Annotated in this window: 29 protein-coding genes and 1 pseudogene; 4 read left to right on the top strand and 26 right to left on the bottom strand. The window is 31.3% G+C overall.

Features of this window, described 5'->3' with window-relative positions; translation table 11 throughout:
* Positions 1 to 702: 702 nt before the first annotated feature.
* The 3 genes from DN394_RS25500 to DN394_RS25490 form a co-directional block, all read right to left on the bottom strand.
* Positions 703 to 1,098: a RidA family protein gene (locus DN394_RS25500; protein ID WP_098209058.1), complete on the bottom strand. Its 396-nt coding sequence runs from the start codon at positions 1,096 to 1,098 to the stop codon at positions 703 to 705.
* 133 nt (positions 1,099 to 1,231) lie between these two features.
* Positions 1,232 to 2,317: a hypothetical protein gene (locus tag DN394_RS25495; protein ID WP_098209059.1), complete on the bottom strand. Its 1,086-nt coding sequence runs from the start codon at positions 2,315 to 2,317 to the stop codon at positions 1,232 to 1,234.
* Positions 2,318 to 2,452: 135 nt separating this feature from the next.
* Positions 2,453 to 3,430 carry an LAGLIDADG family homing endonuclease gene (locus DN394_RS25490; RefSeq protein WP_098209060.1) on the bottom strand — a complete coding sequence of 326 codons (978 nt, stop codon included), beginning with the start codon at positions 3,428 to 3,430 and terminating at the stop codon, positions 2,453 to 2,455.
* A 296-nt stretch (positions 3,431 to 3,726) separates the two neighbouring features.
* Here DN394_RS25490 and DN394_RS25485 point away from each other — a divergent pair, with 296 nt between their 5' ends.
* Positions 3,727 to 4,689, top strand: coding sequence for an MBL fold metallo-hydrolase (locus DN394_RS25485; RefSeq protein WP_098209061.1), 963 nt, complete (start codon positions 3,727 to 3,729; stop codon positions 4,687 to 4,689).
* A 62-nt stretch (positions 4,690 to 4,751) separates the two neighbouring features.
* Here DN394_RS25485 and DN394_RS29600 read toward each other — a convergent pair whose 3' ends face one another.
* From DN394_RS29600 to DN394_RS25410, 17 genes are all read right to left on the bottom strand, one after another.
* The gene (locus DN394_RS29600; protein WP_255291124.1) at positions 4,752 to 4,880 is read right to left on the bottom strand and encodes a hypothetical protein; all 129 of its coding nucleotides are present in this window, start codon (positions 4,878 to 4,880) and stop codon (positions 4,752 to 4,754) included.
* A 15-nt stretch (positions 4,881 to 4,895) separates the two neighbouring features.
* Positions 4,896 to 5,393 (bottom strand): NUDIX hydrolase, encoded by a 498-nt coding sequence (locus DN394_RS25480; RefSeq protein ID WP_098209062.1) that lies wholly within the window; start codon positions 5,391 to 5,393, stop codon positions 4,896 to 4,898.
* Positions 5,394 to 5,415: 22 nt separating this feature from the next.
* On the bottom strand, positions 5,416 to 6,546 hold the full coding sequence (dnaN, locus tag DN394_RS25475; RefSeq protein ID WP_098209063.1) for a DNA polymerase III subunit beta: 1,131 nt from the start codon (positions 6,544 to 6,546) through the stop codon (positions 5,416 to 5,418).
* 30 nt (positions 6,547 to 6,576) lie between these two features.
* Positions 6,577 to 7,020 (bottom strand): NUDIX hydrolase, encoded by a 444-nt coding sequence (locus DN394_RS25470; RefSeq protein WP_097994242.1) that lies wholly within the window; start codon positions 7,018 to 7,020, stop codon positions 6,577 to 6,579.
* Between the two features lie 281 nt (positions 7,021 to 7,301).
* Entirely contained in the window at positions 7,302 to 7,817 is a 516-nt protein-coding gene (locus DN394_RS25465) for a DinB family protein (protein ID WP_097994243.1), read from the bottom strand.
* 200 nt (positions 7,818 to 8,017) lie between these two features.
* Entirely contained in the window at positions 8,018 to 8,434 is a 417-nt protein-coding gene (locus tag DN394_RS25460; protein ID WP_097994244.1) for a GNAT family N-acetyltransferase, read from the bottom strand.
* A gap of 178 nt (positions 8,435 to 8,612) precedes the next feature.
* Complete coding sequence (locus tag DN394_RS25455) at positions 8,613 to 9,239, bottom strand: cadmium resistance transporter (protein WP_097994245.1); 627 nt, start codon at positions 9,237 to 9,239, stop codon at positions 8,613 to 8,615.
* A 289-nt stretch (positions 9,240 to 9,528) separates the two neighbouring features.
* Positions 9,529 to 10,737, bottom strand: a complete 1,209-nt coding sequence (locus DN394_RS25450; RefSeq protein ID WP_000815161.1) for an L-lactate MFS transporter — start codon at positions 10,735 to 10,737, stop codon at positions 9,529 to 9,531.
* A 279-nt stretch (positions 10,738 to 11,016) separates the two neighbouring features.
* The gene (locus DN394_RS29110) at positions 11,017 to 11,160 is read right to left on the bottom strand and encodes a hypothetical protein (protein WP_000653369.1); all 144 of its coding nucleotides are present in this window, start codon (positions 11,158 to 11,160) and stop codon (positions 11,017 to 11,019) included.
* 29 nt (positions 11,161 to 11,189) lie between these two features.
* Entirely contained in the window at positions 11,190 to 12,206 is a 1,017-nt protein-coding gene (locus DN394_RS25445; RefSeq protein ID WP_098209064.1) for a serine hydrolase domain-containing protein, read from the bottom strand.
* Positions 12,207 to 12,307: 101 nt separating this feature from the next.
* Positions 12,308 to 12,577, bottom strand: coding sequence for a heterocycloanthracin/sonorensin family bacteriocin (locus DN394_RS25440; protein ID WP_001071373.1), 270 nt, complete (start codon positions 12,575 to 12,577; stop codon positions 12,308 to 12,310).
* 199 nt (positions 12,578 to 12,776) lie between these two features.
* The gene (locus DN394_RS25435) at positions 12,777 to 13,223 is read right to left on the bottom strand and encodes an NUDIX domain-containing protein (protein ID WP_097994247.1); all 447 of its coding nucleotides are present in this window, start codon (positions 13,221 to 13,223) and stop codon (positions 12,777 to 12,779) included.
* Between the two features lie 25 nt (positions 13,224 to 13,248).
* Positions 13,249 to 13,587, bottom strand: a complete 339-nt coding sequence (cutA, locus tag DN394_RS25430; RefSeq protein ID WP_097994248.1) for a divalent cation tolerance protein CutA — start codon at positions 13,585 to 13,587, stop codon at positions 13,249 to 13,251.
* A gap of 30 nt (positions 13,588 to 13,617) precedes the next feature.
* Positions 13,618 to 14,076: a GNAT family N-acetyltransferase gene (locus tag DN394_RS25425; RefSeq protein ID WP_097994249.1), complete on the bottom strand. Its 459-nt coding sequence runs from the start codon at positions 14,074 to 14,076 to the stop codon at positions 13,618 to 13,620.
* A gap of 76 nt (positions 14,077 to 14,152) precedes the next feature.
* Positions 14,153 to 15,076 (bottom strand): nucleoside hydrolase, encoded by a 924-nt coding sequence (locus DN394_RS25420; RefSeq protein ID WP_097994250.1) that lies wholly within the window; start codon positions 15,074 to 15,076, stop codon positions 14,153 to 14,155.
* Positions 15,077 to 15,237: 161 nt separating this feature from the next.
* Entirely contained in the window at positions 15,238 to 16,599 is a 1,362-nt protein-coding gene (locus tag DN394_RS25415) for a family 8 glycosyl hydrolase (protein WP_149294361.1), read from the bottom strand.
* A gap of 138 nt (positions 16,600 to 16,737) precedes the next feature.
* The gene (locus DN394_RS25410) at positions 16,738 to 17,652 is read right to left on the bottom strand and encodes a DMT family transporter (RefSeq protein ID WP_149294360.1); all 915 of its coding nucleotides are present in this window, start codon (positions 17,650 to 17,652) and stop codon (positions 16,738 to 16,740) included.
* 148 nt (positions 17,653 to 17,800) lie between these two features.
* Here DN394_RS25410 and norG point away from each other — a divergent pair, with 148 nt between their 5' ends.
* A complete protein-coding gene (norG, locus tag DN394_RS25405) occupies positions 17,801 to 19,234 on the top strand; it encodes an efflux pump transcription regulator NorG (RefSeq protein WP_098953595.1) in 1,434 nt (477 codons plus the stop codon).
* A 45-nt stretch (positions 19,235 to 19,279) separates the two neighbouring features.
* On the opposite strand, the gene DN394_RS25400 is transcribed toward norG, so the two are convergent.
* The gene (locus DN394_RS25400; protein WP_075307196.1) at positions 19,280 to 19,810 is read right to left on the bottom strand and encodes a DUF4269 domain-containing protein; all 531 of its coding nucleotides are present in this window, start codon (positions 19,808 to 19,810) and stop codon (positions 19,280 to 19,282) included.
* 174 nt (positions 19,811 to 19,984) lie between these two features.
* Here DN394_RS25400 and DN394_RS25395 point away from each other — a divergent pair, with 174 nt between their 5' ends.
* On the top strand, positions 19,985 to 20,446 hold the full coding sequence (locus DN394_RS25395) for a DUF2306 domain-containing protein (RefSeq protein WP_098953597.1): 462 nt from the start codon (positions 19,985 to 19,987) through the stop codon (positions 20,444 to 20,446).
* 393 nt (positions 20,447 to 20,839) lie between these two features.
* Here the strand turns inward: DN394_RS25395 and DN394_RS25385 are convergent, their stop codons facing one another.
* Complete coding sequence (locus DN394_RS25385; protein WP_098953599.1) at positions 20,840 to 21,703, bottom strand: glycerophosphodiester phosphodiesterase; 864 nt, start codon at positions 21,701 to 21,703, stop codon at positions 20,840 to 20,842.
* Positions 21,704 to 21,748: 45 nt separating this feature from the next.
* A complete protein-coding gene (locus DN394_RS25380) occupies positions 21,749 to 22,549 on the bottom strand; it encodes a GNAT family N-acetyltransferase (protein ID WP_098953615.1) in 801 nt (266 codons plus the stop codon).
* 507 nt (positions 22,550 to 23,056) lie between these two features.
* On the opposite strand from DN394_RS25380, the gene DN394_RS25375 reads away from it, so the two are divergent.
* Positions 23,057 to 23,755 (top strand): hypothetical protein, encoded by a 699-nt coding sequence (locus DN394_RS25375; RefSeq protein WP_046959560.1) that lies wholly within the window; start codon positions 23,057 to 23,059, stop codon positions 23,753 to 23,755.
* 49 nt (positions 23,756 to 23,804) lie between these two features.
* Here DN394_RS25375 and DN394_RS29995 read toward each other — a convergent pair.
* The 3 genes and pseudogenes from DN394_RS29995 to DN394_RS25365 all read right to left on the bottom strand — a co-directional run.
* Positions 23,805 to 23,960 (bottom strand): annotated as a pseudogene (locus tag DN394_RS29995) (methyltransferase family protein); the annotation flags it as partial.
* Positions 23,961 to 24,029: 69 nt separating this feature from the next.
* Positions 24,030 to 25,325 (bottom strand): MFS transporter, encoded by a 1,296-nt coding sequence (locus DN394_RS25370; protein WP_098953601.1) that lies wholly within the window; start codon positions 25,323 to 25,325, stop codon positions 24,030 to 24,032.
* Between the two features lie 41 nt (positions 25,326 to 25,366).
* Positions 25,367 to 26,055, bottom strand: a 689-nt coding sequence (locus DN394_RS25365; protein WP_149294359.1) for a class I SAM-dependent methyltransferase, incomplete at its 5' end; no start/stop codon positions are given.

Raw genomic sequence — 26,055 nt, 5'->3', positions numbered from 1 at the left:
TACTAGCAAGCTAAAAAATCTTCCTAAAGGTGAGGGAGATTTTTTTATGTTAAAAATAAACGTTATGTTAACTAGAATAAAAAACAATGAGTGTAATGAAAGTCAAGCGTAAATAACAAAATAACAACAAATAATGTAAAGTTGTAAAACGTGTGTAAATAGCAATAAATTCATTAAGTAAAACATAAAATAAAATTACTAATTTATATTTTGTATAGAAATAATTTTTCTGTATAAAAATTTCTTTCCGATCAAAAATGATTTTGATTCGATAATTCTTATTGGATTATTGATTTGAATTTGCTGTGATGGATTTATAACAAAAAAACGATAAAAACTGTAGAAATTCGTTTAGATAAGATTTTATGTAAATCTCACTAAAAATCTCCGTTTCGTCTCATTAAGTATAGTTTACTTGGTTTTTGATACCTGAAATTGCTTTGTTTCTGTAACTGCCTATAATATATATTATGTTAACTGTAAAAAAGTAATAAACTTATTAAATATTAGTTATAGTTATTATGATCCCCTTTTCCACCGAATTAGTATTGTGTGACTGGTTATGTAGTTTTACGCTTTATTAGCTATTGATAATAAAATTTTTGGATATAAATTAGATTTTAAATAATAAAAAATACAATTCGTTTAATGTGTTCATTTTAAACGAATTGTATTGATATGATTGCGAATACTTTTTTAAAATTAGTTTGATATAGCGATCGCTTCGATTTCAATTAATAAGTTATCGTTAATTAACTTTCTGACTTCTACAGCTGAACTTGCTGGTGGATTCTTAGTGTCAACGTATTGATCTCGAATATCTCTAACAATGGCCATTTGAGAAATATCTGTTAAGAAAAATGTTAATTTTACTACATCGTTAAATTTTAATTCCGAAATTTCTAATGCACTTTTAATATTTTCAAATACTTGTCGCGTTTGTATAGCTAAATCTCCAACACCAACAATTTGACCATCAGTGTTAATCGCTACTTGTCCAGATATGTAAATTGTTCGTTTAGCGTTACTAACTTCGACAACATGCGAGTATCCAAAAGTTGATGGCATTGTTTCTGGATTGATAAATTTCTTTTGCAAGGCTCTTCTCCCCTTTAAACATTTCATTTTCTTGATATTAGGTTTTAATTTCAGATTATTACCTATTTAATAATAATTATTTATCCATTTAGCTGCTACATTTGTAAAAGTGTATTAGCACTTTAATTTAAAGTTATTGATGGATTATGTACGTTTGATTTTTTTGTGTGCTTGTTATAATTACACCTTGTTTTATTAATTCTTCAGTTACTTTTGTATAGAAAAAGTGATACCACCAGATAAAAAACTCTTCATAAGTTATTTCTTTTGAGTATCTGCTACTTACAAAGTATTCTTTTAAAGGTTTATCGTTTTCTTTAAACAATAAGACTAAATCTTTACTGATTGTGTTCGCAATTTCGTTAAGTATAGATAAGTCTGTTGATCTAAATACAGGGATAACAGGTTGTGAATTTTGATATAAGCCTAATTTTTCGTAAACTATATTTAAATGTAAATCTATTTGTCTATCTGCTGCTAAGAAACCTTTTACTAATTGCTTTTTCTTATAATTAATATCAGTATTAGTGTTTTGAAAATATTCTTCAAATGTTTCGTTATCTGCTGTAATTAAATTTAATGTTGAATATCGAGAATTTCCATAAAGACCAATTTGAACTTCTCCTAAATCTAAATACGTATTACCATACATCCCGAAAGCCTCTATATCTGTTAGTTCTTGTTCTTGAATTGCATAATAATATCGTTTCTTATTTCTTAAAGGTCGTTTCTTATTTAAATAGTTTCCTTCAATGTAATTTATTTGTCCAAAATCTAATAACACACCACTATAGAGTAAAAGACTATAAGATTCTTTAGATAATTGATTAAACGTTTCGATTCTTTTTGAAATAACTTCAATATGACTTGAATAATTTTCAATGATTTTAAGTGTTGGTTTAATTAGAGGTTCACAAAGGTTATAAAGCTCTTTTCCTTCACAAGCTGTTATAACCATACACGTTGGATAATAACTCCCTTCTATTTTTTTCAATAAACCTTCTAATTCTAATGAATTCATGTGCCTTTCAAATTCCTCATTTGTCCAAATTAGTATTATTTTTATAGTATTTGACTCAAAACCAAGATGAAGCATTACAAGTAAATATTGAAGTTTCGTTCCTTTTATTTTTATAGATGGCGAATTATCTCCAGACGAAATCATTTTAGCTTCATAAGCTGTATGTAATATATTCTCCGGAATATTATTAGTAAACACTTCATAACCCCTCCCTTACTATTAAATTCATTGTAAGATTTATGTATTTACTAACTTCTATAAGCCAAAATAAGTATCCTCTAATAATCTCAAATTAAAAACCTTAGCATAGATATACTAAGGTTTTTTGTATTTTTATAATGAATGAATTCTTTCATAGTCTTTTTTAAATTGATTATCATTTTTTAACCAACTTTTAAAAGTTGGTTCCATTATTTCTAAAATGGAACAAGTTTTAGCGATACATTTATTTTTCATATATTCCTTAAGGAAATTTTGTTTTCTCTGCTTAACGGCAGCTTGAGTTCTTTTTAGCTTTCGATCTTTTAATTGATCTAGACTTAGACTTTCTTTCTGAAATTCTTCATATTTTCTATGCAAATAAATATCTTTGTCTTTATAAATCCAATTTGAAAATAGTTGTATTGATTTTCTCCCGGTTAAAATGACGCGATAATGTTTATTTTGATTTAGTAAATCGGCTGGTAAATTGTGATTTTGTAGTACCTGATTTAAAGAATTCATAAAGCTATATGATCCTCCTACAAAGCTTACTGTATAAGTTCCATACTTGACGTAACCATCTCCATCAAAATACCCACGAACAAAATGATGTAAATATTCTTCTGGTACGCACGGAAATTCAATGTTAAATGATTTACATGGCGTGATTCCATGTATGTTCATAAGGTCGTCTTTTATTGTTTTGCTATTAATATTTAGCATATATACGCCTGTTTTTTTATTTTGATAAAGTGGCTGATTAGTGTTTAGTTCTTGTTTTATATCTTCTAAAATGTAATTTTCTTTTTGAGATATACTGACACATTGATTTTCTTTCTGTATAACACCATCTGCTGCTATAAACCCTAATATATAAGCCATGTTATTTGACCACGTTTTAAAATAATCTTCTGTTATGTCATACTTTCTCTTCCAACTCCCTATAGCGCGCCTTGGAACGTTATTGTCTGTTAAAACCATACGAATATACCTAGCAGACACATTAGCAAGTGTAGCTATTTCTGAAGTACTCTTCCCTTCTGCATATAGTTGCGTTATTGCAGATTTTGATAGTTTACATTTTGACTTCTTTTTTCTCTCTATTTGCACGTACGTCCTCTCCTTCCTTTTAATAATTAGAGACCTATTTTCTTCTATAACATATAACGAAACGTATGTTCTTTGTTGGTTATATGAAGAAATTTACTAAATTTAAATAATTTACATTTACTTCATATTAGTTTCATCTGCTGCTGTTTGATTTACATTTTATATATAAGAATAATGAATTTGACAAATTTATGAAATGTACCGCATTTAAGGTGAAAGGTAAAATGATTTCGTTTAAACTACAATTAGCTACAATAACAACATACGTATATTGTTAAACGTAAAAAGGAGAACGAATGAAAAAGAAATATATAAATCAAATTCATACTGATGTAAGTTTTAAACCAAAAGATATTATAGGTTTAATGACTGATTACTTTAAAATGAAATCAAAGCTGCGTCCTGTAAAGAATTTACCTATTGTTTTATCGGATAAAAATAATGAGTCTTTAGAGAGTGTGACATGGTTTGGGCACTCTGCTTCCCTTTTGAAAATAGAAGGTAAAAAATTGTTATTAGACCCGATGTTTGGAGATGCCTCTTCCCCATTTCCTTTGTTTACTAGTAAACGTTATAGTGGTGCTTTTTCTTTAGAACGTGAAGACCTTCAAGAAATTGATGCGATTATCATTTCTCATAATCACTATGACCATTTAAATCACAAAAGTATTATGCAGTTGAAAGATCGTGTAAAGCACTTTTATGTTCCAACTGGAGTTGCGCAATATTTAATTAAATGGGGTGTTTCACCTAGCAAAATTAGTGAACATAATTGGTGGGAAGAAATTGCGTTTGATAATATAAAGTTAGTTTGTGCACCTGCAAGGCATTTCTCAGGACGAAGTATGACAGATAGAGATTGTTCTTTATGGTGTTCATGGCTTATTCTTGGTCAAGAGACTAAAGTTTTCTTTAGTGGTGATAGCGGTTATGCTCCTCACTTTAAGGAAATTGGTGATAAATATGGTCCATTCGATCTTACGTTAATGGAATGCGGGCAATATGATCCGAGGTGGTCTGCTATTCATATGTTACCAGAAGAGACGGTACAAGCTCATATTGACGTGAAAGGAGAACTACTTCTTCCGATTCATTGGGGTGCTTTTACATTAGCATTACACGAATGGAGTGATCCTATTGAGCGTGTGACAAAAGAAGCAAAGCGTTTAGGAGTTACTACTGCAACACCGCAAATTGGTGAAGATATTCCGTTAAAATCTACAGATTATCCTTCATCAACTTGGTGGAGAAAAGTTTAATTATAAATAAAAAAAGAGCGCACCTTTCTATAAGTGATTCGCTCTTTTTTCTGTATTTAAGTTTATTTCATTTGTTCAAACATTGATTGTACATATTTATCATTAGGTGTTGCAAATAATGTAGGAGTGCCAGAGGTAGAACGACGAGACGTTACAGCAAAAACATAACCAAGGTCCTCCACTTGCCCCACCATTCATGCCACAACTCATTGTATGGAACTGTCCTGCTTAGCCAATTCTTCATTCCTATAATCTATTAATTTATGATTAGATAAAACAAAGTTGTGCTCTAATATTAATTCATTATGGAGTATTTCAGATAAAAATTTAGGTATCATCTCTCCTACGCCGTAATTATAGTCACTTAGAATCCAACAAATCTCTTTCCAATCTAAAATTCCTTCTGATACTTTTTGGGGAGTTTGATATGTAAATTCATTAAGTAGCTCTACTAGATAAATATACATACCGCCAGAATATGAAGAATCCTCCCACTTAATAATACCTTTAAACTGAATTTGTTCATGCGTAACTTCTATATTAGTCTCTTCTTTTATTTCACGAATCGCATTTTCTAAAGGTGTTTCTCCCTTTTCTATTTTTCCACCTACCCCGTTCCATAATCCTTTTACAGGGTCATATTCTCTATTTAACATAAGTATCTCTTCATTTCTCTTTATAAAACATAAAGTGTGCTTGTACATAATGTGATTCCTTCCCTTGTTATTAATAAGCTCTTACTGGAGATATAAGATGTACTGCTGCAGATGGTGTCCCTGCTTCAATTAATATCGGTCTCATAGAACCGCTGAAGCTTAACGTAACCGTTTCTTCTTTTATCGCCCTTAAAGCATCTATCATAAATCGTCCATCGAAAGATATATTTAATTGTTTTTCACCTTGAATCGCATCTATCTGTTGTGTCTCGGATATTTTTCCAATCTGAGAAGCGTTAGAAGAAATTTTAATTGTGGATTCGTTTATGATTTCTAAGTTGACATTGTTATTTGCCCATTCACTTGCTAATAAGCTTGATCGATCTACACCTTGTAAAATCTTTTTTCTATCTATGTTAATGACTGTTTGAAAGTCATTTGGAATTAAACTAGATATACTAGGATATTTTCCTTCAATTAGTCTTGAATATAATGTAGTTGTACCGAATGTAAAAATAATGTGACTTTCTGAAAGATAGATATATACGAATTCTGAATTACTACTCATTAACTTTAGAAGTTCACTAATAGTTGCACTTGGTACGATACAACTTGCTTTCACATCTGTAGAAATTATCGTTTCGCGTATAGCAAGTCTATGTGAATCAGTTGCTACACAAATTAATTTATTATGATCTAACTCTATATGAACACCGGTAAGAACAGGTCTAGATTCATTTTTAGCTACTGCAAAGGCTGTTTGTTTAAACACTTCAATCAATTGTTCCGTTTCTACTTGTACTTTTGCATGATCGTCTATAAGTGGTACATTCGGAAACTCATACGTTGGAAGTCCATTTAAGTTTAATGTGATTTCTTCTGACTGTATCGCAATGATTTGCTCATCCTTACTTTTAATTGTTACATTGCTTGGCATTTTCTTTATAATTTCAATAAAATATTTTGCAGGTACAACTATAGTTCCTGCTTTTACTATAGTTGTAATTTGGTCGTCTTCGTTGGAACTAGGGATGAATTTTTCGATGAAAATATTTGAATTACTTGCGATTAAAGTAATTCCAGATTGATCTGCAATTATTTTTATACCGGATAGTATAGGGATTATAGCTTTGGTAGATATAGCTTTACTTACTTCTGAAAGTGCTTGAGTGAAATGTTTATGATTAACGATAAACTCCATTTTTTCCCCGCCTTACATGAAATGATAATTTTATGAAGATTGATGAGCGATTGTTCCGTTAAAAAAGTAAGGTACAGTTTCTTTACTTTGTACTATATTTAGTAAATGTTCTGGTATACGTAAATGCGGTGCTGCTCTATGTAATTCCATCCAAGTAATCTCTTCGATTTCTTTTGGCCTTGATATATTTGTCTCTCCGCCAATTATTTCACCTAAAAAATTAAAGAAAATTGCATGATGACCTCTCTCTTCGAAAAAAGCTTCGCTGATAGAACAAATACCGTTTACAGTTATATGTAGCCCGGTTTCTTCTTTCACTTCCCGAGTCACTGCCTCTTCTAACGTTTCTCCCAATTTAACTGCGCCACCTGGTAGCGTGTAATAAGAACCATTCTTTCCTTTGTTTTTTACCATTAAGATCTTTTCATTTGTTTTATCGTATAAAAGTGCATATGTAACATTTACTTTTTTCATACGTACCTCCTCTGTTTTTACTAAAAGGAATTTTCTGTCTATTTATCATTCTATCATTAACTTGTTTTAATAGTAAGTTCCCGAAGTATTAGAATAAAAATTGATTAAATTAATACTAAATGAAAATGCAAGAATAACTCCTCAATTAGTAAAAACCCCGCTCCTATTTTGAGACGAGGTTAAACTTATATAACAAACGGATTCCAAATTAACGTTTCTTTAGATCAATTTTAAAAGTATACAGATGAGACCCGTATTTTTTGTTAATAGCCAAAGATTTTTTACTTCCCAATTTCACAAAGTAGTTTTATCTCTTTGATTTGTTCTATATGACGCTGTTCATGCAAATAGATCAGTTCTATCCACTGATCAAGAAGTAATTCTCCAAGAGCTGGATGCATCACTGATTTTTTTGCCAATTTAGATTCATCTTCTATTGTACTCAGAAAACGCATCAATTCTTTTCTAGAGTCGTTTAACAAATCAACCATTTGCTGCACTTCAAATGGTTCTAAACTTGGTTCAATCATTCCTGGAGCTATAAATTTTAACGATCTATCTTGTAATATAGAGCGGATTTCTCGACGCTCTTTTAGGGTACTATCAATCTTTTTTAAGCCAGATGAAATAACCTTTATGACCACTTTATCCAATAAAACTAAGTGATGACATACTTGTGCTATACTCCATTTATTCTTGTCTGGCTTACTATTGAATTGAGCATCATCCAATATCATAATTTCCTCGAATAGATGTTTTCTCGTTTCATCAAACCTATCATTTACAAATGAATTCATAACATTTCCCCCTTCATCTGAATGCATATATTTAGATGCCTATTTTAGGTATATTCGCTATAAATAATTAATTTCACTTCGATCTTTTTTTTGCTTTAGAAGTGCCTCTAAATATGAATTCACTCAAGATTCTCCTTTAAATGCATAATCCAAAAGGATAAATTTGTATTCAAAATACTAACGTTAATTCTATATACACTTTATAAACGTTTTTCTAAATAGTAATGATTATGTCCTTTCGGATGATCTTCACTTACTCCAATTACTTTATATCCATGCTTTTTATAAAAATCAGGAGCTTGAAAGCTAAAAGTATCTAAATTGATTAGCCTACACTCATTTTCAATTGCAAATTCTTCAATAAGTTTTATTAACTTGCTTCCGTAGCTTTCGTGTCTATACTCTTCAGAAACCCAAAGGAAATCGACATGTACGTGGTGCCAAAATGTAATTGCAGTTATTCCGCCTACAATTTCTTCCTTTTCATTTCTCACTATAAAACTAATTTTTTCTGAAGGCTTTTTCTCTTCATCCGAAATATGTTTTTGGTTATATTCAATTACTTTTTCTCTTATGTAATCACTATCTTCCTGGACCCATTGTTTTACTATTTTCATTTTAATTATCACGCTCCTTTTAAAGTATCTATTCAATTTAATAATCGTAATATCCTGTCTAACTTAATAGTCGTAGAACACTGTTTCATTTCACTAAAATAAAAAAAGCCGTACTACATTTTATCTGTAGTACGGCTTTTTACGGCGTTTGATTCTTTTTAATCCCAGTTTCAACATATTAGTACAATAATTCAATTGTATTACTACGGATAAGAATGAACACTCCTAAACCAATTAGAACGATTGGAACGATAATATGACAATTTCTCTCAAGTACTTTAGCTAAAATAGGAGCTCTTATCAATTTGTAGCTAATAAAACACCATATTGCTATCATGCAAAAAAAGATAATTAATGTAACAATATTTGTTTTAAGATTTTGACTAGCGAACATCGGTATATAAATTGAAATATTATCAGCTCCATTAGCTAATGTAATCGAAGCTACTTTAAATAATGAACTAGAAGCGTTATCAATGACTTCATTACCTTTATAAGAATGAAGTGACAATAGTCCTTTCACTCCCATATAAATTGGCACGAATCCTAATAACCCAATCCAAGATATAGGAATGAAAAAAGAGCTTAAAGAACCAATGATGCTCAGAAAAATAATTAAACTAAATCCTAAATATTGTCCAATAACAATATAAAGTTCTTTCACCTTAGTTTTTTCTCGGACATTTCTACCTTCTTTCTTAATTACTTCTGTCCTTACTTGTGAAAATAAAACAAGAAGTATAAAAATGTCATCAATATTTGTTGAAGTGAATGCGATAAAAGAGGAAATTATGGTTGTAACCAATATAAGTCAACTACCTTTATAATAAAATAATGGTATATAAATGAATTACATGTCTAATAACAAAGGTGGTTAATGTTGTTTTATAACATGATTTCAGTACCTTTATAAAACAATATGAATATTTTACTAATCTGCTACTTAGTTCGTTGAGAAATAAATCACTTTATTACTTTTCAAATCATTTCATTTTGAATTAAGTAACTCTTTTCTTCCTACACATTTATTAAAAAGGGGAAATCAAATATTTTGTAATATAAAAAGAGCCCTTTATTAGGACTCTTTTCCAGAATTAAGCTACTTTCCGATATAAATGTTGTGTTTCTTTTTTATTTTCTGCTTTTGGTGGACGAATTAATATTGAAATAACGAAAGAGATAACAGATAGCACACCAATTATAATAAAGGTTGGTTGAAATCCACCAAGTAGTGCTCCGATGAATGCTCCTGCAAGCGCACCAAATCCGAAACCTTGGTAAACAATTCCGTAATTTGTACTATGATTTTTCAAGCCGAAGAAATCTCCGACAATGGCCGGGAATATTGTAATGTTACCACCAAAGCAAAAGGCAACACTTGCTACACAAGCGAAATAAATCCCGTAATTTAGTGGAATGAAACTTAAAGTAAAGACTGACAATCCAATAATAATAAACGTTGCAGAGACAATTTTCATTCGGCCAATTTTATCTGATAACGTTCCGAGAACGATTCTACCTACCGTATTAAAAATTGCAATCATTGCAACGGCGTTAGCAGCGGTTGCCGTGCTAAGTCCAACGAGCTGTACCCCAATATCTTTTACCATACCGATTAAATATAGACCGCCCATACACGATGTAAATAACATAAAAAACAAGAGATATACTTGTTTCGTTCGCATCATTTCACGAGGCGTATAGTCATTGTGTAATGATTCAGTTACAGTGTTACTTACGATTGCTTCACGTAAGAAGAACGATCCGGTTAAAACTAAAAGCAAGACGATGATACCCCAATATAAAAATGCTTGTGATACACCAAGACTATCAATAAGACTTCCGTTTATATATCTAAAGATTAAGCTACCCATTCCATATGCAGAAACAGATATGCCAGAAATAAGTCCTTTCCGATTTGGAAACCATTTAATTAAATTAGATAGTGATGTAATATAAGCAGTTCCATCTGCATAACCAACAACGACACCAGCTAATAAATATAGTAATGGTAAGGAAGAAACTTGTGAGCTAAGTATTAACCCAAGTCCCAGAACAATCCCTGCAGTAGCGATGAGTTTACGAAGTCCTAATTTTTGCTGCAACTTTCCTGCAAATAAGGTTGAGAATGATAATGAAAAACTTGTTATGGAGAAAGTTATCGCTACGGAATTGAGGTTCCATCCAAACTTACTAACAAGGGGTTGATTAAATAAACTCCATGTATAAATTGTTCCAAGGCCAATTTGAACAATAATTGTACCTAGAACAATTAGTAACGGATTTATAGAGGTTTGTTTCATACTAACTGTCCCCTTCTTTTATCTTGACATGAATTTTCACAGTTAGTATATCCATCATAAATTGCAAGATACTGTACGGAAAATGGTAATTAAGTTCATATACACAAAAAGACACTTCATAATGAAGTGCCTTTTGCAGGTTATATCAGATATTTCTAAAGAAAGCTTTGTTAAGATAAGACATTTCCAAATGCTTATGTATATATGTTACCAAATGATTTCTGATATGTGATGGGACTTAAGACGTATTTTTCATTCATCATATAGTCGGATGAAAAATTAATATTCGATTTCATCAAAATCCTTCGGCTGCGGTACCGTTTGCATATTAGCTGCATCTTTAGGATCGCTATAAATCGCATTTTGCTCTGTATTTACATCTTTTATATTTTGTTTTTTATTTTTATTCATTTTATCTTTCATTTTTTCACTCCTTTTCATTATAGGAGTAATTATGCCCTATTACCGTTACGAAATGTATCAGCGACTAAATTGCTAAATTCACGTAAATAATATAAATAATTATCACCGCCGTAGTTATATCTTTTATTATACATTTTTGCAACAACTACATTATATTCAGGTATTACTAAAATAGTCGGTCCAGTAATCCCTAATATTTGATACGACCCTTTTGGAACACGTTCACCAAGTTCGCTTAATTGTGCAGGCTCATTTTGGATGAACCAAAACAATCCATTTTGTGGTAGCTCTTTGTTTATAAATGTTGGACTCTGCAAACTCGTAGCGATTTTTATAACTTCTTTTGGAACAATTTGTTTATCATCTATCATACCTTGATTTAAATGAAGATTGCCCCAATAAGCAAATTCTCTAGCTGAGACAAACAGATTTTTTTCAGTACCATCATCTACTGTACCAATTTCACTAATCGCGTCTTCACTTGGCTTATTAACAACTTTAACTAAATTCTCATCTTGCTGAATTCTCCAACCTGTTTCTTGAAAATTAGCAGGTGTAAACACACGCTCTTTTAATAATTCAGGAAAACTTTTACTATAGAGCTGATAAATAAGACGTGTTATCATTCTTACATTTATATCTCTATACGCCCATGCCTGCCCAGGTTCAAATTCACGAAAAATTGTTCCGTCATTCGTTTCTCCTAAACCGTGTGAATGAGTTACTAAATGTCTTATCGTTGTTTTATCAAGTAATACAGAATCAAAGTCTTTAAAATACTTTATCGCTTCATCATCAATAGAGTTTATTTTCCCCTCGTAAATCGCAAATGCTACCATTAAACCTAAATAACTTTTTCTCGCAGAAGCAACGTTGAATTGTGAAGATGCTGTTACTGTTTTACTTGTAGATGTATTTGAATGATAGCCATTATAATGCTCTAGTACAATTTTATTATCCTTTATAATGCACAGTGCTGTTGCAGAACTATGATTATTTTCTTTTATATTTTCTACCCAAGAAATTAACTTATCGTATGTATACAAATAAATCCCCCTTAATACGCATAAAAATTACAGCTTGAAAGAAAAGTGCAAAATAGTATTCACACCTTTCTTTCAAGCAAAATAGCTTTGATGTTTTATACTTAAATGATCCACCAGTTCCAGCAATTAAAGCAACCGAAACATCCAGCACAACCTACACATCCGCCGCAACGACCTGCACAACCACCGCATCTACCGCCACATCCGCCACAGCGTCCACCACAACCTCCGCATCCGCCGCAACGACGCGCGTCATCTTGAATGTAATAGTATGGATATTGATTTTGTTGCAGTTGATCCCAATACACAACATTACCAGATTGATAATCATTAAGGTTTAATGATTGTAGTTCTTGTTGAAACTGATTCATTACGAAACCCTCCATTTATAAATATAAATTCCGTCCAAATATGAAAAGTAATATATTTTTGCAAACAAAGTAGAAATAAGGCTATAGACTAAATGCGTACATCAACAAAATATGAACTTACACTAGGTGATGTACCTTGTTTTTTAGCCTATTTTCTTACTTTCCTTTTGGCAAACGGATTTACTATTGATAGAGGCATTTAAAAATTGCTAATCCAACAGTTTAGTAGTTCATCGCTTAATTTTCTTTCTAGTAACTCTTTAACTGAAGGCGCTGGCATGATTTTATACGTATGTAAAGCTTCTTGATTATAATCTATCCAGTGAAACGCTAAATGAGATTCTTTAGATTTTGGTCTTAAATCAATATGTAACTCTTGCGAATCTACTTCAAAAATGTGATTGATTTCATAATGAAGAACTTCTCGGTCTTCCCATTGGTTTTCTATGACTCCTAAAAATTGTTTTATACTACAGTTTACTCCGAGTTCTTCTCGTAGTTCTCTTATTAATGCATTCTCAGCTGATTCGCCAATTTCAACATGACCACCCGGCAAAAAATAATGATGGCCAATATATTCAGCCACTAACAATTTATTATCCTTTAACATAACAGCTCGTACAATATGATGGAATTTATTTTTCAATTGTTAATCCTCCCAGTCATTCACTTTATATTTGATTAAAATAGTCATTTAATAAAGGGATAATATAAATCATAGGTGTTTCATACGGGTGAATTTCGTTAATAACTTTAAGTGCATCCTTTACAAGGTCCCGTTTACACTTTATTTCAATTTTACATTCTTGCCCTTCGCATATTTGACCTATTTCCCCATTAAAAGGTGATGCATCGTCTAATGGTCTCCAGTATCCTTTCACGGAACTATAGGAAAGACAATGATCATATTTCCCCGTTTTACAAGCTCCAATTCTATTTAGTTCATTCCGTAATATTTCAATGTATTCTTCGGGAATAAACACTTCGATTTTCAATTTTGAAAATTGCATCTTTCATTTCACACCTTTACTTCATAATGGTTAAACGAATAAACGATATACTTGCTCGCCATCATAATCATGTCCCAATGGTTGAAAACCGTAACGTTCATATAGTTTCTTTGCAGAGATATTATCTTTATGTACTGTTAATCTAATTTCTTTACACGCCTTACATGTATTTTTTATTAAGTAAATACTTTCTTGTAATGCTGCTTTACCATAACCATTACCTTGCTGCTTTTGATCAATAATAAATCCATTGATCCAATACATATCAGTTGTTTCTCTTATAACAGCATGCATAATAAAACCAACCATTAGATTGCCATCGTATATTGCAAATGGTATGTACTCGACATTGTCACCATCTGGTTTTATATATACTTTAGCTAGTGAAACTGCTACAGATGGAACAAATTTCGTTTGATTTTCTTTAACTTGTAGCTTTAAGGCATCTTCCCAATTCTCTCTCGTAACAACCTTTAACTGGACATTCAATATTGTAAGCTCCTTTATAAAGAGAATGTATGTATATATTCAACGTAGTGAAATAAATCCCTGTTTCGGCAGCGACTTATAGCATAGTTTTAATAAAGTCTTGAATAAATTTTTCTTCATCTATTTCTAAAGCTATACAGGCTCCTTCTGATATAGAACTAGGTCGAAAATCAGCAAATGTTTGTCCTTTCGTACCTCCATATGTATCTACATTCACTGTACGATTTGCAAATTCAAAAAAACTTGGATTTACTAATCCACTTATAGCAACCACATCATGAAGCAATGGCCCTTCGATAGATGGATTAAGTTTTTGGTATGCAGAAAAATAGTAATCATACATTGGTTTCATTATCGTATAGAATGGATTCTTTGAATTAGCTTGAATATAGTCAAACACATTTGGTGTTAACACAGCTTTGTTTGTTACATTTAAAGGAAATACAAATAAATTATTTGCTTGCTGAAAAACAATTTTACTTGCAATAGGATCCCCATACACATTTGCCTCTGCTAATGGCGTAACGTTTCCTACTTCTAAAAAGACACCACCCATGAAATATATTCCTTTTACATTTAGCATTAAATCATTCCATAAATTAAAAGCAATCGCTAACGAGGTAGATCTTCCTACATCGACAATTGTTAAATCCTTTGCGTACTTTACAAGAATCGAGGCAATACTACCAAAATTGTATATCGGGATAGACAATACACTTTCTGGCACATGAATAGGCCCTAATCCTTCTGGTCCATGAATTTCAGGATAATATGTTGTAATTTCTTCTGTAAGTGGTTTTGTTGCACCGCTAATCACAGGAATGTCTTGTCTATTTGCTAAATGTAAAATATACGCTGCATTATGCGCAGCATGTATATGTTCAACATTTCCATATCCAGTTACAATACCGACAATTTCAATTTCAGGATGCAGTAAACCATACATAATAGCAAACGAGTCATCAATACCTGGGTCTCCGAAAAATAATACTTTTTCCAAGAAATACCCTCCCCTCATGAAAAATTGAGTCATTAATAACTATGTATATGAAAAAAGCAAGTATATCTATGCAAATTTTAGAACGGATAATGTTTTACAAAATATTAAAAAGGAACTAGCGTATGCTAATTCCTTTCTTAAGTAACCATTCTCAAATTTAATTAATTATCGTATCCTTCATAAATTGCATCATTTATTTGATTTTGTGTTTTTTTATCATCAGGTACAGGCTTCCACCAATTTCCCGTAATAAATAGCATAGTTAATAAATTATAACTATCACTAAAGTAGCTTTCTTTCTTATTCTTCATCCAATCCCATCCACTATTTACCCACTTTTGATTATCGCTTTTCGTTGTACTTGCAGCAATAAACGGTGACACAAATACAGCAGTTGGATAACTACCTATATTTGATCCATTTAATTGATAACCATCCACAATTTTAGAAGGATTTCCATTCGTCTTATTTTGAATCCATGAAGAGACTTTGTCAGAGATAACTTTACTTCTTTTCTCTCCATACATCGCATAGTCCATTACAATCCTTAATGGTACCCGACTAGCATTGTAATAATATGCATTTGTATACTGTGACTCATTTAAGAAATCTTTAGGTGCTGGTTGTGGTGGGTTTTTCACAACAAAATCTGAAATGAGCCCCGTATTTGGAGAGTATTTATTGCTAAATTGTGTATAAACATCGTACAAGTTATTAATAACAGTAAGCCAAGTTTTATCACCTGTAAATTCATAAAATGCTCTAAGGTGTGACATCATCCAATCTGATGGCCTTGTATTAAGTGAACTTTTAGAATCCCAATCTCCTAAATTTAGTCGGTTATTATTTGTAACATTACTAGCTTTAATACCTTTTGTAATCATGTCTTGTGCTTCTTTCAAATAATTAACCGATCCATTTGATCCCCACTGCTTATGAGCAAGAAGAAGGGAATACGCAATATCTAAATCTCCATCAGTGGCAGAATCAAAATATCCCTGTGCTTTTTTACTATCTGCTACAACCCACCCCATTAAATTAGGATTTTGAGAGCTTTTAAAAGCCCTTGCTGTTTTAAATAAACCATCATAGATTTTTTGGGCATTCGAATCATAACCAGCCATTAATACAGTAATTACCATCCCATATCCTTGACCTTCTGAAGTTCCAAGTGGCTTAAACCCATCAGCATCACCGGTAATTTCTCCTTTTACATAATAACCACCAGGTAAAGAAGATAAATCATTTTTTAAATATTTCTTTTTCCAATTATCGTAGTAATTTATCACAGAAGCATTTAAGCTTTCCTGTGTAACATGATTAGGTTTTATAACACCTGCATAATTAACTTGCTGGGGAAATGGTTTCATTTCTTTTGCGGTCGCTACTTGTTGATTAATTACGGGGATAGAATTTTGTACTGAATTGTCCGTTACATTTGCTGCAAAACTAGAATTAGAAAAACTAGCTAGCCCGATTCCTATAATAGAAATACATGTAAAAACTTTTCTTTTTCCATTCATTATGTTGTCATCTCCTTTTAAAATGCTTACTACATAAAATGTAACATACAATATTTAACTGAAATACAAAATATTATATTTATCAACATAAGAAAGAAACTATATAAAAAAGTATCATAAAATTATTATTGAATTACATTATACTGATTGATTATTTGCTAGATTCCTGTGTTTTTCTTTTCTTAATACTGGTATATGAACAATCACAATTCCAAGTATAGTAATCCCTCCGCCAATGATTGAAACAACAGATGGAACTTCTCCTAACCATATCCAAGCAACGAAACACGCAGTTACTGGCGTCAAATATAGAGAACTTGTTGCCTCAGCAGCACCAGAATGAGATATGATATATGCCAATGCGATATATGGGAGTACTGTTGGAAATAAACCTAAATATATAACACTCATATTCACTTCAAGAGGAGCTGCTAGTATTTCTGTATACACTCCCGGTAAGAAAATAAGCATACATACAGTGCTAGATAAAATTGTATATATGGTAAATGGCAAGAAACCATACTTTTTCAAGTAAGAAGTTTGGAAAACAAAAAATAAGCTTTCTGAAATCGCTGCTAATAATATAAATAATCCTCCACTATTCAATTGAATAGCATCTCCTTGACTAAATGATATGAAAGCAATTCCTATAAAACTAATTACACCACCGATCCAACCATTTAATTTCATTTTTTCATTCAAAAAAACAGATGCAAAAATAGCCGTTACTATAGGTGTGACTGAAACAATTAAACTTGCAGATCCAGCATTTATTGTTTTTTCACCGTAGTTTAATGCAATGTGATAAAAAGTAAATCCTAAAGCACCAAATATAAAAATTGCTGGGATATCCTTTAAATCCGGCAGTCGTAACTTGTATATAAAAGAAAACAACAGAAGAATAAATGAAGCGATTAATAAACGTAGTAAAGTAAGGTGCTCAGGTGTATAAGATTCGAGCCCCATACGAATTGCTGGAAAGGCAGTCCCCCATATTAAAATCGTAAAAGCATGAGCACAAATAATCCGAAAGTCCCATTTTTTATAATTCATGTTTTTTCTCCCCCTTCAAACCAACCACTTTATAATTACCAATTATTTCTTTTCATCATATTTAATAGTTGTTACAATGTCTTCAACCAGTTATTTATCGTAAAAACCAACCACTTGGCATTTATAAAGTGAACGAGGGAGTTTTTTTATGACAACTAATAAAAAACTGCCTAAGTATCGGCAGATAGTAGACTATATGAAAGAAAAAATTGAAAACGGAGAATGGCCTATTGGAAGTAAGATTCCTAGTCAACGGCAGTTAGCCAAATTATTTCATGTAAATCGAAGTACTGTAATAACTGCGCTAGATGAACTTATGGCAGATGGATTGATTCAAGGGAAAATTGGAGCAGGAACAATTGTAACAAATAATACATGGTCATTATTAGCGACGAATCCCCCGCCTGATTGGAGTGAATATGTAAAAGCTGGTATTCACAAACCTAGCAAGTTAATGGTAAGAGAAATCAATGAAGCAGAAGCAAATAAAGAACTTATCCATCTTAGTAAAGGTGAACTTGCGCCTCAACTTTTCCCGCTAGAAACTATGCAGTCCATTTTGAAAAGCGTAAGTGACGAAATAGATTATTTTGGATACGAAGAACAAAAAGGTTTTTTGCCGTTACGTGAAGCAATTAGTAAATACGTAAAATCATTCGGAATACATACTTCAGCCAGTTCTATATTAATCGTCTCTGGTGCATTACAAGCACTCCAATTAATATCAATTGGTCTTTTGCATAGAGAATCAACCGTTTTACTAGAACAACCTTCTTACTTATATTCACTTCATGTATTTCAATCAGCAAATATAAATCTATCTGGTATATCTATGGATCATCACGGTATTTTACCTAACGAATTATTAAAACGCATTAAATACAGTCAAAAGAAAAACATTTTATATTCTATCCCTAGTTTTCAAAACCCAACAGGGGCATTAATGTCTCAAGAACGAAGAAAAGAAATAATAAAAATATGTGAAAAGGAACAGTTACCTATAATTGAAGATGATATTTACCGAGAGTTATGGATTGATGAACCACCTCCAGCTCCTTTAAAGTCGATAGATAAACACGGACATGTATTATATGTTGGTAGTCTTTCTAAAACACTTAGCCCAGGACTTAGAATTGGATGGATCATTGGACCCGAACCAGTCATTGATAGATTGTCAGATATAAAAATGCAAACAGACTATGGATCGAGCTCTTTATCTCAAAGAGTTGCTGCTGAATGGATAAATAAAGGTTTTTATGAAGAACATGTTGCAAACGTAAGAATTCAATTAAAAGAACGAAGACAATTCATGATACGAGCTTTAAATAAGTACTGCGCAGATGTTGCATCGTGGGATATTCCTAGTGGTGGATTATTTATATGGCTAAAGATTGTACCTAGCATTCCGATGAAGAAATTATTTTCAGAGGCGCTATCAAAAGGAATTCTTTTAAACCCAGGACGTATATATGAAGAAGAATCAGATCGGTACATTCGTTTATCATATGGATATGCTTCTCCAGAGCAAATGACTAGCGGAATTAAATTGTTGAGTGAATTAATCCGTAAACTGATGGCATAACAAAAACTCCTCTATAAATAAAAGAGGAGTTTTTGTATATCATATTTACCACAATCTCATTTCCTGTCCCAATAAAATAAGTTCGTCATAAGGATCTCCGTCAATATTTAATACTTGAGCAAAAGCAGGTTCTGTTTTTAAACCGTTCTCTTTTAAGCGAAGAATTTCTTCCCTTATATGGGGATGCTGTATTAATAGCATGTGCTCTACTATCATATGTCTATATGCATTTTGGTTACGTACTGGCTTAGGCTGAGCAAATAATTCAAATTTAAAACCTTCAAATTCAAAATTTACCTTTATCGATTCTGTAGTTTTAATTTTTTTCTTTTTTATTTTGAATCCTTTATAAGAACCGTATAAAGATCTCATTTCCTGTTCAAAAACATCAAAGTTATGTACTTCCATTACTATATCTAAGTCAGATTGAAGAGTATCAATTCTAATAGGAATTGTCCCGCAAAGAACTGGACTATACAAAGTTAAATCCTCCATAATGTTAAGTTTATTCAAAACATCATACACTTTTTGTTGCTTCTCATTCCCAGATTGTAAATATGTAATAGATGTAAACATGGGAGTCTCTCCTTCATTTCACGTAATACGTGACTCACTAAATTCAAGAAAAATTTGTCCGTTTAAATTTGTTCTAGGAGTACCTTCATTTCAGTATATTAAGGTGAATAAACAATATGTTTCAACTTTTCTCCTATACTGCAATACTATAAAAATAAAAAAGGAGGAATTATTATGAGCATTTTCAATATTCTTTTAACCATCCACATATTATTTGGAACGATATGTTTAATAACCGGTATTGTAGCGATGGTTGCTCAAAAGAAGAAAGGAAAACATACGGAATGGGGTGAAATATACCATGCATCCTATGTTGTGATCACCGTTACTGCAATTATATTATCCATTATAAACTGGGATAAAATCGCATATTTATTTTATGTAGCGATTTTATCTTATTCATTTGCGTTATATGGATACCTCGCACGAAAAAAACGTTGGAAAAATTGGCTCCATCACCATATTAGAGGTATGTTAGGTTCTTATATTGGTGCCGTTACCGCACTTTTAGTAAACGTCGGTATTCATATTCCCATAATTAATTTATTGCCGCCTATATGGTTTTGGTTTTTACCTACATTAATCGGTATTCCTATCGTAGCCAGTGTATCAAAAAAATATAAAAAGCGTAGTTAAATTTCATTACAATTTCGTTACTTTCTGATGGTAATTACAAAACATCATACTCAATGTAATATTTTATTAACAAATTCAAATTCATATTGCTTTAAGTTCGTCACTTAGAGCTAAATAAAAAGAATCCAATAAAAATATTGGATTCTTTTTCGGATTTCATTTTAATATCGGCTCTATGTATTCAATGACGTTACCATCTGGATGTCGAACTATCATTTTCATGCTTGTAGGTACTTATATTGGTTCAAAAATTATTACACCGTTATAGTTGAAGATTAGTTTTTTTACTTTTTGGAGATCATCAATCACGATCGTTGCAGCAACTTGATTCTTAATTGTTTCATTTAATCGAAAACATTTATAAACTATTACGTTAAGAATAGTATCTTTTAATCAAGACTTTAATAAAGAGTGTAAACGATCTGGGTAATTAGTAAACATCCCGTCAACTCCCCATAAAATTAACTTTTTCATATCTGTTTGATTATCTACAGTAAATGGATGAACTTCTAATCCGTGTCTCTGTATTCTCTTTACATAAGCTGAATCAATATATTTATAGTTCATCCCAAGACCGATACAGTATGTTTTATAATTTTTAATCTCTAATTCAGTTAATTGAGCTGTCTTTTTGTAAGGTAGTAATTGTACTAGAGGTATATTAACATCTAAACTATGAATCTTTTGCAGACTTGCTTCACTAAATGATTGAATAATAACTTTATCACTTATTTCGTAGTGCTTTATAATTTCTAATAGCTTTTCTTCCATACCAGGATATTCATCTGGCGATTTTGTTTCAATGTAATAATTAGCATTATGCTCAAACGTTTCAATAATTTCTTCTAGTGTTGGAACTTTAGCATCTTCAAATTCTTTCTTCGCTAAACTTGGATGCTTTTCATTAAAAAAAGAACCTGCATTAAGTTGCTTTATTTCTTCTAATGTATGTTCCTTAACTAGCCCCGTACCATTTGTAGTGCGGTTTACTGTTTCATCATGCATAGCTACTAAATGTCCGTCTTTTGTCATTTGGAGATCAATTTCTATATAATCTCCTTTTAATTGTTGTCCTAATTTATACGCTGATATTGTATGTTCCGGCGCATACGCAGAAGCGCCTCTATGTGCGATATTTTTTATATGATTTGATTGATTAATAGCTTTCGTGTACTTAAGTTCATTTACTTTATGAAAAGCAAAAGTGACTATTACTATAAAGGTGAAAATGATTGTAACGATATATATTTTTTTCATAATGATGTTTTAACTCCTACATGAAAGCAATTTGACTTGGATGATTTATTCTATTAAATGTCGATTTTCAAAAACAGTCATTTGTCCTACAGATTGAAAACCAGTCTTTTTATAAATATTAATGCCATCAGGTGAAGCTTGTAATACGCATTGAGCAACTTTCAATTCTTTCGCTTCTTGCAGCAAGTAATTAAACATAGTGGAGCCACATCCTTGCCCTCTCATTTCTTCTTTAGTTGCTATATCATAAATACCAATACTATCTTTTGTACATACTAATGAACCAACAGATACGACTTCATTTTTAAAAATCCCTAAATATAGTTTCATATTCTCACTATTCCATAAATCGAAAGAAGCAGTTTCATTGTAGAATGCTTGTACATGTGTACCTTCCTCTGAAGTGCCAAATAGATTAGCTAACGTTTCCCCAAAATTTTTAATTTGTCCTGACGAAGATGCTTTTTGTATCGTAAAACCTTCTGGCATGTTTATTGTTGGATGAATTGTTTTTAAGTCTGCTATCATCGCGATATTTTGTTCTGCTTCTTTTAAGCCAAGTTTTATTAATTCGCTTTTTATAGTCTGCTCGTGCCTATCATCCCAAAACCAAACACTCATTGGAAATTTCTTTTGATTAAAGCATTCTACCTCCTTATATAATTTCTCGATCCCTTCCGTTACATTACTATTAAGTAGCGTAATGATATTAAATGTATCTGCTGGTAAACCACAGTCGACAGCAATGTAATCCTTCGTTTCTTTTACATCCATTCCATGTACTTGACGCGCAATATATGAGATTTTATATATAAAATTATCTATTAATAACTGTTTATAATTCATTCCTTTTTCTCCGTTCATAAAAATTTGCATTCGAATCCTTCAGTATTAAATATAACATATAAGAAATGTACCAATTTCTATAAAAATATCTCTATACATCACTCTTTTTGCCCTAAAAGAATTTAAAATGATATAACGTTGTCGGAATGAAAAAAGTGGTATATAATAAATAGTAACATTACTAGTAATTATTTTAGGTATTCCTAGAATAAAGGAGCGATACATATGAAAATTACTATTTATTTCGGAAGTCATGAAGATCAAGATGTTCGTACAATGGACTGTCATTTAGATGTAGAAGATGCAGAAGAGATCGTTTCTGTATCATAATATAAATAATTGGGATGAACCCTCTTCCCTACAGCGTTTAAGGCACCTTTTATAGGTGTCTTTTTTGTTATTTTTTCATCAAAAACCCTTTACTTTAGAGCGTTTTAATAGTAAAATATAAATATACGAACAAATGTTCTTTTTACTTTAATTGTACATGAAGGGATGATTTTTACAATGGCTCAAGCAAAGCGCAGAGGAAGAAAAAAGCAAACACCTATTATTTCAAATACAGGCTTTATCGGCTCTGTCTTTATTGATACATTGGAGTTACAAAAGAAATCCTATTATTTCGCTCGTAAAAAACTTCAAATTGTTCATCACGTACTTGATGGCCTCTCTGGAGCAACAAGTTCTCTATTTAAAGAGCATAACATTTCAGCATACATGTCATGTGTGTATTTACATAAACAAAAGAAAATCGGCTTTGTTCTTTCAACGAAACCATTTGAACAAAGTGATGGTGTTGCTTACTTTATAAATTATTTAATCGAAAAAAATTTTTACGGTAATGAAGAAGTAGAATATCAAGAAGTATTTAATACAGGTTTTATCGGTGTAGTATTCGCTGATTTATGTAGTATAGATCGCTTTAATTTCGAGTTTGAAATGGGTATGTTAACGAAATTAATGAAAGATATGATTATTCCAGTTAAAGAACTCTTTTTACGCCACAATGTACCGGCCTACATCTCCACTTCTCATTTAGAGGAACAAAACAAATTAGGTTTCGTTCTATCTGTAAAACCATATGATGAACGTGCAGAAGCAGATTTATATTTTGAGGCGTATTTAAAAGAACGCGGGTTATTTATTGGTGATGAAGAAGATGATATTGATAAGATTGTTATTAGAAAAACAGCTGAATTACGATAAAAAAGCGCAGGATAATAATCCTGTGCTTTTTATAATTTATGAAACGGATTTACCAAATAAACGGTATTAGTTTTTTTGTTTTCTGTTTATACACCGTAAATTGTTCACCGTACTTATTCTGTAAGTAATAATCAGATTGCGGAATATAGTCAAAAACAAATACAAAGAATAGGCCTATAGGAATTAACAAACTATAAATTTCGTTTTATAGTATTTGCTTTTCTTAGCTTGAAAAAGGTAGCAGTATCCATGCTATAAATAATCTAAGAATCTACTAAGCACTATAATCTTTCGAATGAACCTCTAACATGAAACGATTTGATGAAACTTTAATTACTATTAAATATAAGAATCCCCCTACAATTGGAATGGTGTACGCTGGGATATAATTTAATAATAGACCGGATAGTGCCATTGCTATAGGGAGCATCATTTTACCTATACTTAATCCAATACTGAGAACCCTTCCCCTGTATTCATCGGGAATCTCATTTTGCATGAAATAAATTAAAGGAATATCAATTAGCGCTATAATAAGCCCTAAAAAGATCATAACAACACAATACGTAATAACGAATACTAAATCATTCACTTCAAAACTTTTGAATAAAACTGGAATTCCTAAAATAATCATAAAAACTGACAACATAGAACTTAGTTTTTTCAAAAGATAAAAGTAAGTAAAACGATCAGTTATCTTTTTTACTACAATTGCACCAATTATCATCCCTACTGGAAAAGTCCCTTGAATGATACCAAATTGCTTAGAACCAAGATTGAGTACTGTGTTAATAATGTATGGAAATGGAACAGTTACAGCAAAGCCTAAGAAGAAATTAAACGAAATTAAAATATGAAACGTATTCTTTAAGCTTTCCTTTTCAAGTAAGTAAGAAAACCCCTCTTTTATATCTTTAATAAAATGAACTCCTCTTTTTGAATTTTCCTCATTTATGTTGTACTCGAACAGTTTAAAATGAATAAATAGTAATGCTATCCCCGAAAGAATAAAAGAAATACCGTTTATAATTATAAAAGTCTTAATATTAAATACTGAAAAAACGATGCCACCTAACATAGGGCCGAGAATTAAAGATACAGAATCGATAATTTTACTTATAGAATTAATACTCATAAGCCTCTCTTTAGAGACGATATTTGGTTTTGCAGCCTCTAATCCTATTCCAAAAAAGGTTGTAAACACTGTCATAAGAAAGGTTGTAGTATAAATGATGAATAAGTTTAATCCATAATAGCTGCTTAATATATAAACAGCTATTAATAAGCATCCACTTAGTAAATCCATACAAATAACTAGTTTCTTTTTATCAACCTTATCAGCAATTACACCAGCAAAGGGATTTAAAACAATCATTGGAATCGTTCCTAATATGAGCGTAATCGCGAAATTTAACGCAGATCCAGTTATTTGTAAAACATATAATCCTAGCGCGAAACTATACATAGAGCTACCGAATATTGATACTGTTTTTGCAATTGAATATAAACAAATATTTCTTAGTTCTTGGTTTCTTTTTTTATTTTCTATATGTAATCGTAAACTTCCCATCACTTTTCCCCCTGCCTAATTTTGTATTACAAACAATGGGGTTAACCCCATCTTTTTCCGAAAAATGAATATGTATAAATTTCTTCTCCTTGAACAAAGAAATCCTCGTACTTTCCTCCTTGTTTTAAATAATTTGAAGTACTTTCATCGATGGATTGGAAGTGTAGATTTTGGATTTCTTTCGTTACTTTTGAAAGTGTAAAATTTTCTCGAAAGTTATTTGTAATTTGGCTATTTGAGCTGAAATTTTTAAATAAAATAAATAAACTTACTAAATAACAATCCGTTTTAAAAAGTGGATTTAATTCGCGAAGTAAAAAATCCTCATGCTCAAAACTATAATTGCTCGTACCAGAATGATCAATTACAACATCAACTGACTGATTCTGAATAGGGATATTCAAAAAATCAGCACAGATAAAGAGAATGTTTCTTTTCGGATTTCTTCTCGCTAATACATCTTTTAAAAATAAAAGTTTATTTAAATCTCGATCCACTGCAATGTATAGACAATCTTCGGGCAGTTCTTCATAAATGTTTCTCAAAAAGAATCCAAGTCCCGATCCTAAATCCAGTATTAATTTGTTATTTAAATTTAAATGTATTAGTTTCTTTTTCGCCCATTCCCCTTCCCTATGCATATTTTCCAAATACGCATTATCAGTTTCATGAATATAATCCGAAATAGTATCTTCAAGTGACGTTTGCTCATTTAATTTAAATGATTTAC

It is taken from the genome of Bacillus sp. BB081, assembly GCF_008368895.1.
Taxonomy (GTDB): domain Bacteria; phylum Bacillota; class Bacilli; order Bacillales; family Bacillaceae_G; genus Bacillus_A; species Bacillus_A wiedmannii.
Note: the sequence above shows the minus strand (reverse complement) of the source record. Positions and strands in the feature narration are given on the sequence as shown.

Excerpts from the sequence above, each read along its gene's own strand:
- DN394_RS25485 (WP_098209061.1), top strand. The coding sequence starts at position 3,727 with ATGAAAAAGAAATATATAAATCAAATTCATACTGATGTAAGTTTTAAA.
- DN394_RS25480 (WP_098209062.1), bottom strand. The coding sequence starts at position 5,393 with ATGTACAAGCACACTTTATGTTTTATAAAGAGAAATGAAGAGATACTT.
- dnaN (WP_098209063.1), bottom strand. The coding sequence starts at position 6,546 with ATGGAGTTTATCGTTAATCATAAACATTTCACTCAAGCACTTTCAGAA.
- DN394_RS25470 (WP_097994242.1), bottom strand. The coding sequence starts at position 7,020 with ATGAAAAAAGTAAATGTTACATATGCACTTTTATACGATAAAACAAAT.
- DN394_RS25465 (WP_097994243.1), bottom strand. The coding sequence starts at position 7,817 with ATGAATTCATTTGTAAATGATAGGTTTGATGAAACGAGAAAACATCTA.
- DN394_RS25460 (WP_097994244.1), bottom strand. The coding sequence starts at position 8,434 with ATGAAAATAGTAAAACAATGGGTCCAGGAAGATAGTGATTACATAAGA.
- DN394_RS25450 (WP_000815161.1), bottom strand. The coding sequence starts at position 10,737 with ATGAAACAAACCTCTATAAATCCGTTACTAATTGTTCTAGGTACAATT.
- DN394_RS29110 (WP_000653369.1), bottom strand. The coding sequence starts at position 11,160 with ATGAAAGATAAAATGAATAAAAATAAAAAACAAAATATAAAAGATGTA.
- DN394_RS25440 (WP_001071373.1), bottom strand. The coding sequence starts at position 12,577 with ATGAATCAGTTTCAACAAGAACTACAATCATTAAACCTTAATGATTAT.
- cutA (WP_097994248.1), bottom strand. The coding sequence starts at position 13,587 with ATGCAATTTTCAAAATTGAAAATCGAAGTGTTTATTCCCGAAGAATAC.
- DN394_RS25415 (WP_149294361.1), bottom strand. The coding sequence starts at position 16,599 with ATGAATGGAAAAAGAAAAGTTTTTACATGTATTTCTATTATAGGAATC.
- DN394_RS25410 (WP_149294360.1), bottom strand. The coding sequence starts at position 17,652 with ATGAATTATAAAAAATGGGACTTTCGGATTATTTGTGCTCATGCTTTT.
- norG (WP_098953595.1), top strand. The coding sequence starts at position 17,801 with ATGACAACTAATAAAAAACTGCCTAAGTATCGGCAGATAGTAGACTAT.
- DN394_RS25400 (WP_075307196.1), bottom strand. The coding sequence starts at position 19,810 with ATGTTTACATCTATTACATATTTACAATCTGGGAATGAGAAGCAACAA.
- DN394_RS25395 (WP_098953597.1), top strand. The coding sequence starts at position 19,985 with ATGAGCATTTTCAATATTCTTTTAACCATCCACATATTATTTGGAACG.
- DN394_RS25385 (WP_098953599.1), bottom strand. The coding sequence starts at position 21,703 with ATGAAAAAAATATATATCGTTACAATCATTTTCACCTTTATAGTAATA.
- DN394_RS25380 (WP_098953615.1), bottom strand. The coding sequence starts at position 22,549 with ATGAATTATAAACAGTTATTAATAGATAATTTTATATATAAAATCTCA.
- DN394_RS25375 (WP_046959560.1), top strand. The coding sequence starts at position 23,057 with ATGGCTCAAGCAAAGCGCAGAGGAAGAAAAAAGCAAACACCTATTATT.
- DN394_RS25370 (WP_098953601.1), bottom strand. The coding sequence starts at position 25,325 with ATGGGAAGTTTACGATTACATATAGAAAATAAAAAAAGAAACCAAGAA.